The sequence below is a fragment of the Agrobacterium sp. A3-95 genome (assembly GCF_053521785.1).
This window is the reverse complement of the sequence record NZ_JBNWDR010000001.1, coordinates 701,811-719,829: the sequence shown is the minus strand read 5'-3', so window position 1 is coordinate 719,829 and position 18,019 is coordinate 701,811. Positions and strand designations below refer to the sequence as shown.

Below are 18,019 nucleotides of genomic sequence, written 5' to 3'. Positions count from 1 at the left end.
GTGCTCGTCACAGGGATTCCAGCAGCGCCGCGTCTGCGGCGCGCGAGAGTCTTCCAGCCCAAAGACTTGGGCTGACTGGGTTCCTGTGACAGGCACAGGAATGAGGGATCGGGAAGTTCGGCGAAACGAAATTCAGGGAAGAGGAATCCCAAAATGAGCACTTATACCAATTTCACCATCGAGACGGACGCAGACGGCATTGCCCTCGTCATCTGGGACATGCCGGAAAAGTCCATGAATGTCTTCACTTCCGAGGTGATGGACGAACTGAACGCCATCGTTGACGCAACTGTCGCCGACGCTGCCGTCAAGGGTGTTGTCTTCACCTCCGGCAAGAGCACGTTTTCCGGCGGTGCCGATCTTTCGATGATCAAGTCGATGTTCTCCTTCTACAATGACGAGAAGGCGAAGGACCCGGATCAGGCAGCCGCCAAGCTGTTCGAACTGGTCGGCCGCATGACCGGCTTGTTCCGCAAGCTGGAGACCAACGGCAAGCCCTGGGTCTCAGCCATCAACGGCACCTGCATGGGCGGCGCTTTCGAGCTGTCGCTTGCCTGCCACGGTCGCGTCGCGTCGAATGCCAAGAGCCTCAAGATAGCCCTTCCTGAAGTCAAGGTCGGCATTTTCCCTGGTGCCGGCGGCACCCAGCGCGTGCCGCGCCTGACCGATGCGCAATCCGCCTTGCAGATGATGACCACCGGTCAGTCGCTGACCGGTGCGCGCGCTAAGGCCATGGGGCTGGTTCATCAGGTGGTGGAGCCGGATCAGCTCATTTCCGCTGCCAAGCAAATGATCAAGGACGGCCTGAAGCCGGTTGCCCCCTGGGATGAAAAAGGCTTCAAGGCCCCCGGCGGCGGCATCTGGACGCCGGCCGCTGCCCAGCTCTGGCCGGCCGCTCCGGCGATCCTGCGCCGTGAAAGCGCCGGCAACTATCCGGCAGCACTTGCTATCCTGAAATGCGTCTATGAGGGTCTGCAATTGCCGTTCGATACGGCGTTGAAGGTGGAGCAGCGTTATTTCACCGAAATCCTTCGTTCGAAGGAAGCCTTCGGCATGATCCGCTCGCTGTTCGTTTCCATGCAGGAACTGGGCAAGGGCGCGCGCCGCCCGTCCGGTCAGCCGAAGACGGAGTTCAGAAAGGTCGGCGTCGTCGGCGCGGGCTTCATGGGCGCCGCCGTTGCTTATGTCACTGCCGCAGCCGGTATCCCCGTCACGCTGGTGGACCGCGATCAGGAAGCCGCCGACAAGGGCAAGGGCCATTGCGAGGAAAGCGTCAAGGCCGCCATCGGCAAGGGCAGGCTGACGCAGGATGAAGGCAAGGCCTTGCTCGACCTCGTTACCCCTACAGCGGATTACGCGGCGCTCTCCGACGCCGATCTCGTCATCGAGGCCGTCTTCGAAGACCGCGACGTGAAGAAGGCCGTTATCGAGGCCGTGGAAGCCGTGTTGCCGCAAGGCGCAATTTTCGCCTCCAACACCTCCACCTTGCCGATCACCGGGCTTGCGAAGAACTCCAAGCGCCCGGTGGATTTCATCGGCATCCACTTCTTCTCGCCGGTCGAGAAGATGATGCTGACGGAAGTCATCCTCGGCAAGGAAACGGGCGATAAGGCGCTGGCCGTCGCGCTGGATTATGTGGCCAAGATCAGGAAGACGCCGATTGTCGTCAACGATACGCGCGGCTTCTTCGTCAATCGCTGCGTGCTGCGTTACATGGCGGAAAGCTACGACATGCTGATCGAGGGTGTACCGCCCGCCATGATCGAGAATGCCGCGAAATTCGCGGGCATGCCGGTCGGCCCGCTGGCGCTGAACGACGAAGTGGCAATCGATCTTTCCTACAAGATCCTGAAAGCAACCGTCGCCGATCTCGGTGAAAAGGCTGTCGATCCGCGCCATATGGAACTGGTGAAGAAGCTGGTGGAAGGCGAGGGCCGTTTTGGCCGCAAGAACGCCAAGGGCTTTTACGACTACCCGCCAAAGCCTGCCAAGAAGTCCCTCTGGCCCGGCCTGAAGGATCTCTATCCTCAGCAGAAGCCGGAGGATGTGGATATGGAAGTGCTGAAACAGCGCTTTCTGGTCACCGTGGCGCTGGAAGCCGCCCGCACCGTGGAGGAGGGCATTGTCACCGATCCGCGTGAGGCCGATGTCGGCTCCATCCTCGGTTTCGGCTTTGCGCCCTACACCGGCGGCGCCCTCTCCTATATCGACGGCATGGGCGTGAAGACCTTCGTGGCGCTGGCCGAGAAGCTGAGCGAGACCTATGGCCTACGCTTCAAGCCGACGCCGCTTCTGAAGGAGATGGCGGCCAAGGGCGAGACCTTCTACGGTCGCTTCGATCCCTATGGCAGCACCGCGAAAGCGGCATAAGCCTTCAAGACACACAAATGAACAGGCCCTTCGGGGCCTGTTTTTTTATCGGCCTATCGTGCCGATACCGTCGCTTTATGTGCATCCTTTGCCCGGCTGGGGCGTTGAGAAGGCGTGAACGGGCGATGCGCGCCCGGTGCCGCAATTCAGGACACTTCAGGAGACTGCAATGAAGACATCGCTGCGATCCCATGGTTTCGACAAACCATCGGACCTTGACGACCACTTGGCTGAACTTGATGAAGAAGCTGCGGAGAAAGAGGCAGAAAAGCCCGCTGTCCGAGAGGCGCGTGCTTCCACTACGGTGGACCAGTCGATACGCGCGGAACTGGACGAACTCCGCAAACAGTTGGAAAAGCTGCGCCGCGATGTGAAAAAGCTGGAATCCGCATCCCATCCGACCCGCCACAAACCCTCAGATCTCAGGCACGAGAAAGACCACGAGAATTCGCGCCTGATGATGGTTGTGCGCTCCGTTGCCGTTACCTCGCTTGCCAGCCGCATCTTCGCGTCCTCACCCGTCATGGCGGCTCTGGTAGCTGTGGTGCCTTTTGCGCTTGGACTTGCCGCACGGCGCAGGGAAGGGGCATAATTGCCCCAAGCCGCCCAACCGCCGCTCGCCCGGATCAGCCGCGCCTGAATCCGCCACCCGACTGATGTTGATCAGGTCTGGCGGTTTGCCGATAGCGCGTTTCCAGCCACGATAAGGCCTTCACAGCGCACGTATTCCAGCCATCCACAGGCGCCGTGAAAAAACTGTCAAAAAACTTCGCTCTGGCGCTTGCCATGTCCGAACAAGATGTTATAACCCCGCTCACTTTCGGGGCACCAAACAGCCCCGCCCGCCAAAAGCGGAGGTTCTTCAAGGACCTGAAGTGCCCGGATAGCTCAGTTGGTAGAGCAGCGGATTGAAAATCCGCGTGTCGGTGGTTCAAATCCGCCTCCGGGCACCATTCTTCTTAATTTCATTTTTTCCTGAATTGAATGCGTGTTGCCTCCTCCGCGCTGGCAAGATTAGATTGCTTCCGTTGTCATCGGTTTTTTAGCGCGGACGATGTAACTCGATGCGTTACGTCTGCCTACTTGTCCAACAATCGGAAAGCTGCCCGCAAGTGGATCATCGGATAAGACCCGTCGCAGGAGAGTTTCCTTGACCTTCAGGAAGGTAATTCACGCAAAACTCTTCTGAGTCCGCGGTGCTACAGATGCTCCCGGTTATCCGTATTCTGCTCCGCCCGGTCCCGATAAAGTGCGGCACGCCCCAGCAGCATCAGCGACACTGGCGTCGTCACCGTCACGAAGATGCCGATGAAGATCTCGTGGAAGGCGAAGCGGTCGCCGGAGACGGAGAAATAGATGATGGAGGCCATGACGATGCCGCCGGTGCCCCAGCTGGTGCCGAGCGTCGGTGCGTGCAGGCGCTCGTAGAAGCTGTTGAGCTTGGCAAAGCCGATGGTGCCGATCAGCGTCAGCGAGGCGCCCAGAAGGACGAAGAACGCCACCAGAATGGCGGCCCAGAGCGGAAATTCTGCGGCATTGTTCATTCAATCACCTCGCCACGCATCATGAATTTGGAAAGGGCAACGGTGGAGACGAAGCCGAGGATCGCAATGAGCAGCGAGGCCTCGAAATAGATGTCGTTGCCGGTGCGCAGGCCGAAGGTCAAGAGAAGCAGCATGGCGTTGACATAGAGCGTGTCGACGCCGAGCACCCGGTCCTGGGCGCGCGGGCCGATGGCGATGCGGTAAACGGAAATCGTCATGGCAATGGCGAGCATCAGCTGCGCGAGCGAAAAGGACCAGAAAAGGATAATCGAACTCATTCGAATATCTCCATCAAAAGTTTTTCATATCGGTTCTTGATGAGGCTTATCCAGGCCGCCTCATCCTCATCGTCGAGAACATGAAGCAGAAGCGTGCCCTGGCTGGAATTATATTCGAGCCAGGCGCTTCCCGGTGTCGAGGTGAGGATTGTCGCCAGAACGGCCAATCCCATCGGATCGCGAATATCGAGCGGCACCGCGAGGAAACCGGATTTGCGGTCTCTCTCGCGCTGGAACAGAATGATCTTCACGACGGAAATATTGGACAGGACGATGTCGTAAAGCACGATCGCGATCAGCTTGACGAGCTTGTGCCAGTTGCGGATGCGCGGTTTTGCCGGCCGGAGCGACGCCATAGCCCAGGAGGCGATGAGGGCCACACCGGTGCCTAGCAGCAGATGTCCGGCTGAAAAGCTGTTGATCGTCATCCAGAAGATGATCAGCGAAACCGTCAGCAGCGGATAGGGCAGGACACGGCTTATCATGGCTGCGCCTCCGGATTGGTTCCCGCTCTTGGGGCGGAAATGACGCCCTGAATGTAGCTGGCCGGCAGATCGAGAATACGCGCCGTCTCCTGCATGTAGCGCATCACCGGCCCCGCCTGCACGGTCATGGCGAGTGTCAGTCCCAGCAGCAGCATGATGGGCGCTATTTCGATGACGAGAACACGCGGTACTGTGCCTTCGAGGGAGGCCCAGAAGGTGCGGATCCCCGCGCGGGTCATCGAGATCAGAGAGGCGAAACCTGCAAAGACAATCAGGAAGACCAGCCACCAGGAAAGGGTGGAGACGGTGTCATTGGCCCCCAGCCCTGAAGGGTTTAGAATGGCGGTCAGCATGGAGAATTTGGCGATGAAGCCCGAGAGCGGCGGCAGACCGGCGAGGAGAATGCCGCAGGCTGCAAAACACGCCCCGAGCACTGCCATGGTGCCGGGCATGGTTACGCCGACTTCTTCTTCCTCTTCCTCCTCTTCGCCCTCGCCATAGGCTTCCATGGTTACGGCAAGAACGTTCGCGCCGGCATCCTGCCCGCGTTCCACCAGTTCGATCAGCATGAAGAAAGCGCTGATGGTGAGTGTGGAACTGACGAGATAATAGAGCGCGCCGGCTGCAACCGTGGGATTGCCGGTGCCCATGGCCGCGAGAAGCGTTCCCGAGGACACCAGAACCGAAAACCCGGCCAGCCGCCCAAGCGCCTGCGAGGCGAGTACGCCGATTGCGCCGAAGATGATGGTGGCGATCCCGCCGACAAGCAGGGCATCATGGCCAAAACCGGCCGATTCCCCGGCCGTCTGCCCGAAAAGCAGGAAGGACAGGCGGGCAATGACATAGATGCCGACCTTGCTCATGATAGCAAACAGCCCGCCGACAGGTGCTGAAGCCGAGCCATAGGCGGAAGGCAGCCAGAAATTCAGCGGCCACATGCCAGCCTTGACCAGGAACGCGATGCCGAGAACCGCAGCGCCGGTTTCAAGCAGCATGCGCTGGTCCGGGTTGAGGCCGTCGATGCGGTGGGCAAGGTCACCCATGTTCAGCGTGCCGGTGACGCCATAAATGAGGCTAACGCCGATCAGGAAGAACAATGCGGCGACGAGGTTGATGGCGATGTAATGCAGCCCCGCCTTGACGCGCTGCTGACCGGAGCCATGCAACAGCAAACCATAGGATGCCGCGAGCATAACCTCGAAGAAAACGAAGAGGTTGAAGAGGTCACCGGTCAGGAAAGCGCCGTTGACGCCCATCAGCATCATCTGGAACAGCGAATGGAAATGCGCGCCTGCCTTATGCCATTTCGCCAGCGAATAGATCAGCGAGGGAATGGCAAGCAGTGCCGTCAAAAGCACCATCAGCCCGGAGAGGCGATCGGCAACGAGCACGATGCCGAAGGGCGCCGGCCAGTTGCCGAGCAGATAGACCCCGCTCGAAACCACCGCCGCGATCTCGGTATTGACCGTCGAGTTCACCTCGCGAAACAGCAGGATGGCGACAACAAGCAATATCACGGTCGAGGCAAGGCTGATGGCGGCCTTCGCCACGCGCTGGCGCTCGTCGAAGAACAACAGGAGGGCTGCGGTGATCAGCGGCACCAGAATGGGCGCGATGACGATGTGGAAGGGGAACGACATCATTTCGATTCCCTCCCGTCCACATGGTCGGTGCCGGTAAGCCCACGGGCGGCCAAAAGCACGACGAGGAACAGCGCAGTCGTCGCAAAGCCGATGACGATTGCCGTCAACACCAGCGCCTGCGGCACGGGGTCGGCAAGCGTGGAACTGTCGACGCCGTTTACCAGCACCGGCGGCGCATTGGTCTTGATGCCGCCGACGCCGAAGATGAACAGGTTGACGGCATAGGACAGCAGGGAAAGCCCGACGATGACCTGATAAGTGCGCGGGCGCAGGATCAGCCAGACGCCGGAGCCAGTCATGATGCCGATGCCGATTGAAAGAATGAGTTCCATTACACGTCCTCCGCTTTTGCGGCTTCAGGCGTGCGAACGCGGTAGTTACGCAACGATTGGTGTGCCAGTGCTATAAGAATAAGAACGGTGGAGCCGACGACCAGCGAGAAGACGCCGAGGTCGAACAGCAAGGCGGATGCTGTCGGCATTTTGCCGATATAGGGTATCTCCGTGTACTGGAAATAAGAGGTCAGGAACGGATAGCCGAAGTACCATGACCCCATGCCGGTTGCCGCCGCCATCAGAAGGCCGAAGCCCATCCAGCGCAGCGGCAGGATGCGGATGCGATCCTCCGCCCAGCGCGCGCCGCCGGCGAGATATTGCAGCAGGAACGCGATTGCCATGGTGATGCCGGCCGCAAAGCCGCCGCCGGGCAGATCGTGGCCGCGTATGAACAGGAAGATCGAAAAGGTGACGATAACCGGGAACATCCATTGCATGACGATGGACGGTACATAGAGATAATCGCGCACCGTATCGCCCTTGCTGCGGTCGGGCCGCTCCGCATCGAAGGCGTTTTGCATCTGCTGCTGTTCCGGCACCCCGATGCTTTCATGCGCAGGGCGGAAACGGCGAAGCAGCGCAAAGACCGTCAGCGCCACGATCGCCAGCACCGCGATTTCGCCGAACGTGTCGAAGCCGCGGAAATCGACGAGGATGACGTTGACGACATTGGTGCCGCCGCCTTCCGAATAAGCGCGCTCGAGGAAATAGGTCGCGATGGCGTTCGGCACGGGCAGGGTCATGACCGCATAGGCGATGACGGACATGCCAATGCCGCTTGCTGCGGCCAGCAGGAAGTCACGGGCGCGGCGAAGCTGCGCCGGCAATTCATCGCTGCTGTCCACCTTCTCGAAGCGTTTCGGCAGCCATCTGAGACCGAGCAGGATCAGAACGGTGGTGACGATTTCGACCAGCAACTGGGTGATCGCGAGATCGGGTGCAGAAAGCCAGACGAATGTGAGGCAGGTGACAAGGCCGGAAACGCCGAGCATGATGAGTGCGGCGAGACGATGATATTTCGCCTGCCAGGCGGCACCCAGCGCAGCGATCATGCCGATCAGCCACAGAATGGCAAAGATCGGATCGAAGGACGTCACGCGCGGCAGCGACAATGAAAATTCCGAGAGGAAAAGCGGCGAGAAACCGGCAAGAATCGCCACGAGGATCAGAAGCCTCAGCTGCGGCTGCAGGCGCCGGGTGCCGAGCGTGCTTTCCAGCCACCGCGCCCACTTCCAGGACACGGTGACGAGAATGCGCTCGAAGATGCGCTGTCCCCGAAGATGCCGGAAGATCGGCGGGCCGTCGTCGCAGCGGGAGAAATAGCCGCCGAGCAGGGCATAGATGGCAACGCCGCCGCCGAGTGCCGCAATACTCATGATGAGCGGCAGGTTGAAACCGTGCCAGATCGACAGGCTGTAGACGGGCGTTTGCGGACCGAGAACGGAAAGCACGGCCGAATGCAGGAACGGACCGATCGACAGGCTCGGAACGATGCCGACGATCAGGCAGGCGAAAACCAGGAACTCGATCGGGAAACGCATCCAGCGCGGCGGCTCATGCGGATTGGGGTTCGGCAGGTCAACCGGCTTGGGGCCGAAGAAGACCGTGTGGATGAAGCGTAGCGAGTAGGCGACGGCGAAGGCGCCTGACAACGTCGCGACGTATGGCAAAGCCCGGTCGAGCAGCGAGTCTGCGTGGGTTTCGACGGCCTCGGCAAAGAACATTTCCTTGGAGAGGAAGCCGTTGAACAGGGGTACGCCGGCCATTGCAGCGCTCGCCGCCATGGCGAGCGTCGCGGTTGCCGGCATATAGGTGTAAAGCCCGCTCAGTCGCCGCATGTCGCGCGTGCCGGTTTCATGGTCGATGATGCCGGCCGCCATGAACAGCGATGCCTTGAAGGTGGCGTGGTTGACCATGTGGAAGATCGCCGCAACCGCTGCAAGCGGGCTGCCGAGGCTCAAAAGCGTGGTGATGAGCCCCAGATGGCTGATGGTGGAATAGGCGAGCAAGCCTTTCAGGTCCTGCTGGAACATGGCGAAATAGGCGCCGAGCAGCAGGGTGATGACGCCTGCAGCACCCACCAGCCAGAACCATTCCGGCGTGCCTGCCAGCACCGGCCAGAACCGCGCCAGCAGGAAAACCCCGGCCTTCACCATGGTGGCCGAGTGCAGATAGGCGGAAACGGGCGTGGGCGCCGCCATTGCATTGGGCAGCCAGAAATGAAACGGAAACTGTGCGCTTTTCGTCAGCGCGCCGCCAAGGATGAGAATAAGTGCGGGCAGATAAAGGGAATGGGCGCGGATATCGGCACCGGCCGCGATGATCTTGTCCAGATCGTAACTTCCCGCCATGTGGCCGAGGATCAGAAGCCCGGCGAGCAGGCTGAACCCGCCGATGCCGGTCACGGTCAGCGCCATGCGGGCGCCATCGCGCGCGCCGGCATTCTGGTGCCAGTAGCCGATCAGCAGGAACGAGAAGATGCTGGTCATTTCCCAGAAGATCGACAGCAAAATGACGTTGCCGGACAGCACTATGCCGAGCATCGAGCCCATGAAGGCGAGCAGAAAGGCGAAAAACCGTGGAATAGGGTCCTGGGCCGACATGTAATATCGGGCGTAGAGAACCACGAGCAGGCCGATGCCGGTAATGAGGATCGCGAAAATCCAGGCGAAGCCATCCAGCCGCAGGGTAAAATTAAGCCCCAGCTGCGGCAGCCATTCCACATCGTATTTCAGCACGCCACCGCCACTGACATTTGGATAAAGAAGGATGCTGCCGACCAGGCCGAAGAGGGCTACGGCGCTTGCTACGTAGGCCGCGCTTGCGGCCGCGCCTTCGCGCGGCATGAAGGCCGTTATGAGAGCGCCGACGAACGGCAATGCGACAATAAATGGTAGAACGGTTGCAAGTGTCATATGCGGCGGCGGTTTTCTCTCTGGAATTGGAGCCTACGGCGGGTTTCCGACGACTCCGATCCCTCAAGGTTCGCAATGAACCGAATGATGAGGACCGCCGGAATGACTAAGAGATAATATGCGGAGGTGCTCTTGGAACCACGTTCGCAAAGTCTCGGAAAGTTTGTGGCGCGATGGCAACAGGCGTGACGGCCGGTTTGGCGTCAGCCACGATCCGCAGGATGGTCGAGGGAAAACCGACGGGGCGAAGCCCCGAAGCACCGTTGTGAGCCTTGCAGCCGTGATCGTCGCCGGTGGTGCAGTCCTTATCGCGAAGCGAGGGGGAGTGGCTTAGGTCAGCCGTCTGCAATCGTTCCAGACGGCTGGTCTTTGAGATTGCCTTGATGCCGGATGGCGCCTGAAAGCCGATGATGACGAGCAGGCTTGCAACCACAAGACCGATCAACACTTGCGGATGGCGCCTTGAACAGCGGCATTTCTCCATCCGTAACAAGTTGGCGTCTCCTTGATCGTAAAGGTCTCTCTAAAGCATCACCGCTGAGCGAATATCCCGTTGATTTGTTTTAGGGGAAGGCGGACACGCTTGTCCAGCGCACAGGCTGGAAAAACCGCCCGTCGCGTCCGATTCCTTTTCGTTTTTGCCCGTTTGCGGCAAAGTAGGGGCGACAATGGCTAAAAGCTTTTACAAATTTTACCGTTTGACGCCGGTGCTGATGTTTCTTAACTTTCAAGCAAGGAATTAACCATAAAGATTGATGGTATTTCCACGGCGGAATGGGGTTATCTCCCCTTCCAGGCATGACGCCGCACTGCCGTACCGGGCCCGATCCGGTATTTCGTTTCTTGGTTCAAGAAGGTCAGGCAAGCGTCGATGCCGCATCGTCCGCGATGGGTATGTTCGTTCAAAAATCCCCCTTAAGGGTGCTGGCGTTCTGAACCTTGCCATTTGGCCGGGTTTTACCGGCCGTCATATTATTGGGGTCGTCGGTTGGGGCAGGACTTGCCATCAGAACAAGCGCGGAGATCGGCAGGCGCAAGCCTGGCGGGGCGGTTGCGCTTTGCCGGCCTCGACGAGACGCAATCCGATTTCCTGCGCAATTATCGCAGCATGCTGGAGCCTTACGTTAAGGCCGGCCTGCGCGATGTGATGAACCGTTTCCAGTCTATGCCGGACTGTTCGCCGTCTTTCGAAAGCGAAAACCAGCTCGACCGCCTGCACGATTTGCAATCCTCGCACTGGAGCGTGCTGACCGATGCGCGTTTCGATGGGCTTTATGCCGAACGGGTGAAAGTGCTTTCCGACAATGCCGGTCGCATGGGTCTCGATCCTCGCTGGCAGATCGCCAGCCATGCCGTCGTTCTGGAACATCTGCTGGGCGGTCTGGTGACTGAGCACGCGCCGCGCTCCATCCTGCCCGGCAACCGTAAAAAGAGCCGCGAACTGGCGGAAGCCGTCAAGAACGTCGTCCGTCTGGTGATGGTCGATACCGAGATTGCCGTATCGTTGCGATTCAATGAATTGCGCCTGCGCCATGGCCGGGAACTGTCAGAACAGCGCGACAATGACCGCTCTGAAGCCGCAAGGTTGCTGGGCGAAGCGTTGACGGCATTTGCCGCAGGCGATTTGCAGGCCCGCATCGGCGGCGACGTGCCCGACGCCTACCGCGACGTTGCTGCCACTTTCAATGCGGCACTCGAGACGATTGGCGCGTCACTGACATCGGCGCAAAACAGCATCGGTGAAGCCGAGGCGCTGAGCGCGCGGTTTGCCGACATTGGCCGTTCCATGGCGGAGCGCTCCCGCCAGCAGGCCGCAGCCCTTGCCGAGACCTCCCGTGCGATCCAGACGATGATCGGGGATGTGGCCGAAAACGGCGCCCGCATTTCGGCGGCGGAGACGGCGGTTTCCCATGCCCGTGAGGCGGCGGTCGAAAGCGGCAAGGCAATCGGCGAGGCGATAAACGCCATGTCGGATATCGAGCAATCCGCCGAGCAGATCGGACGGATCATCGGCACGATTGACGAGATCGCTTTCCAGACGAACCTTCTCGCCCTCAACGCCGGCATCGAGGCAGCACGCGCCGGTGACAGCGGACGCGGTTTTGCCGTTGTCGCGCAGGAGGTCCGGGCATTGGCCCAGCGTTCCGCAGACGCTGCAAGAGAGATCAAAAGCCTCGTTGGCTCCACGAAAAAGCAGGTCGAAGGCGGCGTGCACATGGTCAACCGCACGCAGGACGCAATCGGCGGTGTCGTCCGGCAGGTATCCGGCATCAACGACATGATCACCGAGGTCTCCCGGCACGCGGCAGAGCACGCCGGCGAATTGCAATCGGTCGCTGCCGACATCGGTGAACAGCAAAGACAGGCTGACCGGAACCTTACCGATATGGGCAATGGCTCCTCGGAGGCCGATACGCTTCACACTGTCATTCTGGAACTCGGCCGCACCATTCGCGAATTCCGCATTGCCCGTCAGGGACAGGCGGCAGCTGTCGCCGCTACGGCTCGGCAGGACACATCATTTGTGGCCCGTGCGGATAACCGCACGGATTACGGCCAGGATTACCAACAATTCAGACGCCAAGGAGTCATGTAATGGCAGCCAGAAAAGCAGCTGAGGCGACGCTGAAACTGTCACCGGTGCTGGATCTCAACGAGGCATCGGCGCTGCACGGCAAGCTGATGACGCTGAGAGGAGCACCTTTGTCGGTGGATGCGTCCGAGGTGGAACGTATCGGTGCGCTTTGCGCCCAGGTCCTGATGGCCGGTGCGAAATCCTGGGAAGAGGACGGCAAGCCGTTCGGTTTTGCCAGAGTGTCCGATGCATTCGACAAGACCATGAAACTGATAGGCGTCGAAATCGATCATTTGCTCCTGAAGGAGATCAAGAAGTGAAGAAAAAAGTTCTTACCGTGGATGATTCCAGAACGATCAGGAACATGCTCCTGGTCACGCTCAACAATGCCGGTTTCGAGACAATTCAGGCCGAAGACGGCATTGAGGGTCTTGAAGTGCTGGAGCAGAGCAACCCCGACGTCATCGTGACCGATATCAACATGCCCCGTCTTGATGGTTTCGGCTTCATCGAGGGTGTGCGTCGCAACGAGAAGTACCGGGCCATACCGATCCTCGTTCTGACGACCGAAAGCGACGCAGAGAAGAAGAACCGCGCCCGTCAGGCCGGTGCGACCGGCTGGATCGTCAAGCCGTTCGATCCTGCGAAGCTCATCGATGCCATTGAACGCGTAACTGCCTGATACGGGACATTTCACGATGGATATGAACGAAATCAAGGAAATCTTTTTCCAGGAATGCGAGGAACAACTCGCGGAACTGGAATCGGGGCTTCTTAAATTGAATGACGGTGACCGTGATCCGGAAACCGTCAACGCCGTTTTCCGTGCCGTTCATTCCATCAAGGGCGGGGCGGGTGCCTTCGGTCTGGATGATCTCGTGGCCTTCGCCCACGTTTTTGAAACGACCCTCGACTGCGTTCGCTCCAACAAGCTGGAACCGACACAGGACGTCCTGAAAGTCATGCTGCGTTCCGCCGACGTGCTGGCGGACCTGACCAATGCGGCAAGAGACGGCGGCAGCGTCGACGAAAGCCGCACCCGTGGCCTCGTCAAGGAACTGGAAGCCCTGGCCAACGGCGAAACCGTCCACGCATCCGCGCCGGTGGCAGCGCCGGTTGTCGCAAAGATGCCGGAACCCGTCGCGCCCAAGCCGACGGACGATAGCGGTTTCGAGCCGATCCCGTTCTCCTTCTCGGACTTTGCCGATGAAACGACGCCGTTGATGGAGACGCCGTCTTTCCAGATAACCTTCAAGCCGCACGCATCGCTTTATTCGAAAGGCAATGAAGCAGCCCTTCTCCTGCGCGATCTCTCGCGCATCGGTGAGATGAGCGTCAATTGCGACCTGTCGGAACTGCCCTCGCTCGACAAGCTCGATCCAGAAGCGTCCTATTTCTCCTGGACGGTTTCGATCTCGACCGACAAGGGTGAAGAGGGTATCCGCAGCGTCTTCGAATTCGCCGAATGGGATTGCGATCTCGAAATCACCCCGATTCTTTCGGAAACTGCCGCGGATGCGGAAGAGCTGCCGATGATCCCGGTTCCGTTCGACCTGTCGGCTCTCGACGGTGATGCGGAAGGGGAACCGGCCGTTGTGACCGCCGGGGCGGAAGAGCCCTACGTTGCCGCAGTCGTCGAGGCTGCCGTCGCAACGACGCAGATCGCCCAGAGCGTCAACGCCGCCATCGAAAAGCGTGAGGCTGCGGCAGCGCCGGCCGCAGCGCAGGCGAATGCCAATGCCGCGGCCAATGCAAGCGCCGGCCAGACCATCCGTGTCGATCTCGACCGTGTTGACCGCCTGATCAACCTCGTCGGCGAGCTTGTCATCAATCAGGCGATGCTGTCGCAGAGCGTCATCGAAAACGATGCGAGCGGCACGTCTGCCGTCAACATGGGTCTCGACGAACTCCAGCAATTGACGCGCGAAATCCAGGACAGCGTCATGGCGATCCGTGCGCAGCCGGTGAAGCCTGTCTTCCAGCGCATGTCGCGTATCGTTCGCGAAGTTGCCGACATGATCGGCAAGCAGATCCGCCTCGTTACCGAAGGCGAGAACACGGAAGTCGACAAGACGGTCATCGACAAGCTGGCCGAACCCCTGACGCACATGATCCGCAATGCGGTGGACCACGGCATCGAAACGCCGGAAAAACGCGAAGCCGCTGGCAAGAACCCGGAAGGCACCATCAAGCTTTCGGCCAAGCACCGGTCGGGCCGCATCCTGATCGAGCTTCAGGACGATGGCGCGGGCATCAACCGCGAGCGCGTTCGCCAGAAGGCGATCGACAACGATCTCATTGCCGCCGATGCGAACCTCACGGACGAGGAGATCGACAATCTGATCTTCGCGCCGGGCTTCTCTACCGCGGACAAGATTTCCGACATTTCCGGCCGTGGTGTCGGCATGGATGTGGTCAAGCGTTCCATTCAGGCGCTCGGCGGCCGCATCAACATCTCCTCGCGCCCCGGTCTTGGCTCGACCTTCACCATGAGCCTGCCGCTGACGCTTGCCGTTCTCGACGGCATGGTGGTAACCGTGGCCGGCCAGACGCTTGTCGTTCCGTTGACGGCAATCGTGGAAACCCTGCAGCCGGAAGCGAAGAACATTCACTCCTTCGGCGCCAACCAGCGGCTGATTTCCATCCGCAACTCTTTCTGCCCGCTGGTCGACGTGGGACGCGTTCTGAACTTCCGTCCGACCCAGGCCGATCCTGTGGAAGGCGTGGCGCTTCTGGTGGAATCGGAAGGCGGCGGCCAGCGCGCCCTGATGGTCGATGCGATCCAGGGACAGCGCCAGGTCGTCATCAAGTCTTTGGAAGCCAACTATACCCATGTTCCAGGCATTGCCGCCGCCACCATTCTGGGTGACGGACGCGTTGCGCTCATTCTGGATGTCGACGCCATCGTCAGCGCTTCGCGCGGGCAGCCACTGAAACAGGAAATGTCACTCGCGGCGGCGGGTTGAAGGCGGATATCCAATGGCAGCACTTAATCTCAGCGATCAGCGACAGTCTCCCGATGACGTTCTTGCCAGCGGCGAATATCCGCTGACGAGACGCGATTTGTCGGAGATCGCTGCGATGATCTACGCGGATGCGGGCATCTATCTCAACGACACCAAGGCGTCGCTGGTCTATTCGCGCTTGTCCAAGCATATCCGCAATCTCGGACTGGCCGGGTTTCGGGAATATTGCGCACTGGTGTCATCGCCCGATGGAGCGGCTGCGCGCCGCGAAATGCTGTCGCACCTGACGACGAATTTCACGCGCTTCTTCCGCGAGAACCACCATTTCGAACACCTGCGCGACGAGGTCCTGCCGGGCCTCATTGCAAGGGCAAAGACTGGCGGGCGCGTCCGCATCTGGTCGGCCGCCTGCTCAGACGGGCAGGAGCCCTATTCGATTGCGCTCACCGTGCTCGCCATGTTTCCCAATGCGGCGGACTACGATTTCAAGATCCTGGCGACGGACATCGATCCGAAGATCCTGGCGCAGGCCCGTGCAGGCGTTTACGATGACAACGCTCTCGAAACCGTGTCTTCCGCGATGCGCAAGCAATGGTTCACGGAAGTTGATGCCGGCGGTCGCCGCAAGTTCCGCATCGATGACAAGGTCAAGCGCCTCATCACGTTCAATGAACTGAACCTGATGACGCAATGGCCCTTCAAGGGCAATTTCGACGTCATCTTCTGCCGCAACGTCGTCATCTATTTCGACGAGCCGACCCAGATGCGTATCTGGACGCGTTTTGCAGGCCTGCTGCCGGAAGGCGGTCATCTTTACATCGGCCATTCCGAAAGAGTGTCCGGCGACGCCAAGAACCTGTTCGACAATACCGGCATCACCACCTACCGCTACATTGGTCACACGTCCGGGAGGAAGGCATGAGCGCACTCGCACGGGTCCTCGTCGTCGATGATTCCCCCACCATGCGTGGCCTGATTTCCGCCGTCCTCAAGGCCGATCCGGAGGTTGAGGTGGTTGGGCAGGCCGGCAATGCCATGGAAGCGCGCGCCGCCATCAAGCAGCTCAATCCCGATGTCGTGACGCTCGACATCGAGATGCCGGAAATGAACGGCCTCGAGTTTCTCGAAAAGATCATGCGACTGCGGCCGATGCCGGTCATCATGGTCTCGTCCCTGACGCACCGCGGCGCGGATGCCTCGCTCGCCGCGCTTGAAATCGGTGCTTTCGACTGTGTCGGCAAGCCGGCTCCAGGCGATGCGCGTCCCTTCGGCGACTTGGCCGACAAGGTGAAGGCCGCCGCACGGTCGCAACACGCAGCTTACCGCGCGGCGCGCCCGGAACCCGTTGTCGCAGCCCAGCCGACCCCGGTCAGCGATTATCGTGCCGGCCGCAAAGTCGTCGCCATCGGCTCCTCCACCGGCGGCGTCGAGGCACTGATTGCCGTGCTCCAGAAGTTTCCGGCCAATTGTCCGCCGACGGTCATCACCCAGCACATGCCGCCGACTTTCACCAAGAGTTTCGCGGAACGGTTGAACCGCATCTGCGCGCCCGTCGTGGAAGAGGCAACCGATGGCGCGCGCCTGCAGACCGGCAAGATCTACCTTGCGCCGGGCGGTGAACGCCATTTGCAGATTTCCAATCGTAACGCGCCCTGCTGCCGGCTTATCGAGCGCGATCCCGTCAACGGCCATCGCCCTTCAGTTGATGTGCTGTTCGATTCGGTCGCCGAGCTTGCCGGACGCAACGCCGTCGGCGTCATTCTCACCGGCATGGGCCGGGATGGCGCGGCCGGGCTGCTGAAAATGCGGCATGCCGGTGCGCGAACCGTCGGCCAGAACGAAAAAACATGTGTCGTCTACGGCATGCCCAGAGTGGCCTTTGAACTTGGCGCCGTTGAACTGCAATTGCCGCTGGCCTCAATCGGCGAAGAAATCCTGAAACTAACCACTGCCCGCAAAGAAGGTGCTGACTAATGTCTCTCGCAGAAAAGATCAAAGTTCTGATCGTCGACGATCAGGTGACCAGCCGGCTGCTGCTCAGCGATGCGCTGACACAGCTCGGCTTCAAGCAGATCACTGCCGCTGGCGACGGCGAGCAGGGATTGAAGATCATGGAGCAGCAGCCCCATCATCTCGTTATCTCCGACTTCAACATGCCCAAGATGGACGGTCTCGGTTTCCTGCACGCCGTGCGGGCCAACCCGACCCTCAAAAAGGCGGCCTTCATCATCCTCACCGCACAGGGCGACCGTGCGCTGGTGCAAAAGGCAGCGCAGCTCGGCGCAAACAACGTGCTGGCCAAGCCCTTCACCATCGACAAGATGCGCGCAGCCATCGAAGCGGTTTTCGGATCGCTGAAATGATTGAAGCTGCGGCCAAGCGCGTACATATCATTCAGGGCGAGTACAAGGTTGTCAGCGATCCCGACGTGGTCATGACGACGATACTCGGTTCGTGCGTGGCCGCCTGTCTGAGAGACCCCGTTGCCGGCATTGGAGGAATGAACCACTTCCTGCTGCCGGGAACGGGCAACGTGACCGGTGGGGATGCGACGCGTTATGGCGTGCATCTCATGGAACTGCTGATCAACGGTCTTCTGAAGAAGGGCGCACGCCGCGACCGGCTGGAGGCGAAAGTTTTCGGCGGCGCAAAAACGATTGCCAGCTTCTCCAATGTCGGTGAGCAGAACGCCATCTTTGCCATGCAGTTTCTGAAGGATGAAGGCATACCGGTCATCAGCTCCTCCACGGGCGGGGATCATGGCCGCAAGATCGAGTTCTGGCCGGTTTCGGGCCGTGCACGACAGCATCCGCTGAGCGGCGCGGAAACCCAGAAGACGGTCGCCATGGAAACGCGTCCGGTGCCGGCCCCCAAGCCCGTCGCCAACGACATCGAATTTTTCTAGTCA

17 protein-coding genes and 1 tRNA gene are annotated in these 18,019 nt (G+C 60.1%); 11 read left to right on the top strand and 7 right to left on the bottom strand.

Features of this window, described 5'->3' with window-relative positions:
* Positions 1–153 precede the first annotated feature (153 nt).
* From ACQZ5Y_RS03605 to ACQZ5Y_RS03595, 3 genes are all read left to right on the top strand, one after another.
* On the top strand, positions 154–2,370 hold the full coding sequence (locus ACQZ5Y_RS03605; RefSeq protein ID WP_174049171.1) for a 3-hydroxyacyl-CoA dehydrogenase NAD-binding domain-containing protein: 2,217 nt from the start codon (positions 154–156) through the stop codon (positions 2,368–2,370).
* Positions 2,371–2,539: 169 nt separating this feature from the next.
* Positions 2,540–2,962, top strand: a complete 423-nt coding sequence (locus ACQZ5Y_RS03600) for a hypothetical protein (RefSeq protein ID WP_174049172.1) — start codon at positions 2,540–2,542, stop codon at positions 2,960–2,962.
* Positions 2,963–3,247: 285 nt separating this feature from the next.
* Positions 3,248–3,323, top strand: a tRNA-Phe gene (locus tag ACQZ5Y_RS03595).
* A 246-nt stretch (positions 3,324–3,569) separates the two neighbouring features.
* Here the strand turns inward: ACQZ5Y_RS03595 and mnhG are convergent.
* The 7 genes from mnhG to ACQZ5Y_RS03560 form a co-directional block, all read right to left on the bottom strand.
* Positions 3,570–3,914, bottom strand: coding sequence for a monovalent cation/H(+) antiporter subunit G (gene mnhG / locus ACQZ5Y_RS03590; protein ID WP_003514988.1), 345 nt, complete (start codon positions 3,912–3,914; stop codon positions 3,570–3,572).
* Complete coding sequence (locus tag ACQZ5Y_RS03585; RefSeq protein WP_003514989.1) at positions 3,911–4,192, bottom strand: K+/H+ antiporter subunit F; 282 nt, start codon at positions 4,190–4,192, stop codon at positions 3,911–3,913. Before ACQZ5Y_RS03585 ends, mnhG begins: the two co-directional genes overlap by 4 nt.
* On the bottom strand, positions 4,189–4,677 hold the full coding sequence (locus ACQZ5Y_RS03580; protein WP_003514990.1) for a Na+/H+ antiporter subunit E: 489 nt from the start codon (positions 4,675–4,677) through the stop codon (positions 4,189–4,191). Before ACQZ5Y_RS03580 ends, ACQZ5Y_RS03585 begins: the two co-directional genes overlap by 4 nt.
* Positions 4,674–6,320, bottom strand: coding sequence for a monovalent cation/H+ antiporter subunit D (locus ACQZ5Y_RS03575; RefSeq protein ID WP_162701144.1), 1,647 nt, complete (start codon positions 6,318–6,320; stop codon positions 4,674–4,676). Before ACQZ5Y_RS03575 ends, ACQZ5Y_RS03580 begins: the two co-directional genes overlap by 4 nt.
* Entirely contained in the window at positions 6,317–6,652 is a 336-nt protein-coding gene (locus ACQZ5Y_RS03570; protein ID WP_003514993.1) for a Na+/H+ antiporter subunit C, read from the bottom strand. The genes ACQZ5Y_RS03575 and ACQZ5Y_RS03570 overlap by 4 nt, the downstream gene beginning before the upstream one ends.
* Entirely contained in the window at positions 6,652–9,570 is a 2,919-nt protein-coding gene (locus tag ACQZ5Y_RS03565) for a monovalent cation/H+ antiporter subunit A (protein ID WP_174049173.1), read from the bottom strand. Before ACQZ5Y_RS03565 ends, ACQZ5Y_RS03570 begins: the two co-directional genes overlap by 1 nt.
* Positions 9,571–9,676: 106 nt before the next feature.
* Positions 9,677–10,054 (bottom strand): hypothetical protein, encoded by a 378-nt coding sequence (locus ACQZ5Y_RS03560; protein ID WP_003514995.1) that lies wholly within the window; start codon positions 10,052–10,054, stop codon positions 9,677–9,679.
* Between the two features lie 504 nt (positions 10,055–10,558).
* On the opposite strand from ACQZ5Y_RS03560, the gene ACQZ5Y_RS03555 reads away from it, so the two are divergent.
* The 8 genes from ACQZ5Y_RS03555 to cheD are packed head-to-tail and all read left to right on the top strand — an operon-like array spanning position 10,559 to position 18,016.
* Positions 10,559–12,166, top strand: a complete 1,608-nt coding sequence (locus ACQZ5Y_RS03555) for a globin-coupled sensor protein (RefSeq protein ID WP_174049174.1) — start codon at positions 10,559–10,561, stop codon at positions 12,164–12,166.
* Positions 12,166–12,465: an STAS domain-containing protein gene (locus tag ACQZ5Y_RS03550; RefSeq protein WP_013635450.1), complete on the top strand. Its 300-nt coding sequence runs from the start codon at positions 12,166–12,168 to the stop codon at positions 12,463–12,465. Before ACQZ5Y_RS03555 ends, ACQZ5Y_RS03550 begins: the two co-directional genes overlap by 1 nt.
* Positions 12,462–12,827, top strand: coding sequence for a chemotaxis response regulator CheY1 (gene cheY1 / locus ACQZ5Y_RS03545; RefSeq protein ID WP_003493773.1), 366 nt, complete (start codon positions 12,462–12,464; stop codon positions 12,825–12,827). Before ACQZ5Y_RS03550 ends, cheY1 begins: the two co-directional genes overlap by 4 nt.
* A gap of 16 nt (positions 12,828–12,843) precedes the next feature.
* The gene (locus tag ACQZ5Y_RS03540; RefSeq protein ID WP_174049175.1) at positions 12,844–15,111 is read left to right on the top strand and encodes a chemotaxis protein CheA; all 2,268 of its coding nucleotides are present in this window, start codon (positions 12,844–12,846) and stop codon (positions 15,109–15,111) included.
* Between the two features lie 13 nt (positions 15,112–15,124).
* Positions 15,125–16,033, top strand: coding sequence for a protein-glutamate O-methyltransferase CheR (cheR, locus tag ACQZ5Y_RS03535; RefSeq protein WP_065658355.1), 909 nt, complete (start codon positions 15,125–15,127; stop codon positions 16,031–16,033).
* On the top strand, positions 16,030–17,085 hold the full coding sequence (gene cheB / locus ACQZ5Y_RS03530) for a protein-glutamate O-methylesterase CheB (protein WP_013635453.1): 1,056 nt from the start codon (positions 16,030–16,032) through the stop codon (positions 17,083–17,085). The genes cheR and cheB overlap by 4 nt, the downstream gene beginning before the upstream one ends.
* Positions 17,085–17,474, top strand: a complete 390-nt coding sequence (gene cheY2 / locus ACQZ5Y_RS03525; protein WP_003515008.1) for a chemotaxis response regulator CheY2 — start codon at positions 17,085–17,087, stop codon at positions 17,472–17,474. The genes cheB and cheY2 overlap by 1 nt, the downstream gene beginning before the upstream one ends.
* Complete coding sequence (cheD, locus tag ACQZ5Y_RS03520; RefSeq protein WP_003515010.1) at positions 17,471–18,016, top strand: chemoreceptor glutamine deamidase CheD; 546 nt, start codon at positions 17,471–17,473, stop codon at positions 18,014–18,016. The genes cheY2 and cheD overlap by 4 nt, the downstream gene beginning before the upstream one ends.
* Positions 18,017–18,019 lie beyond the last annotated feature (3 nt).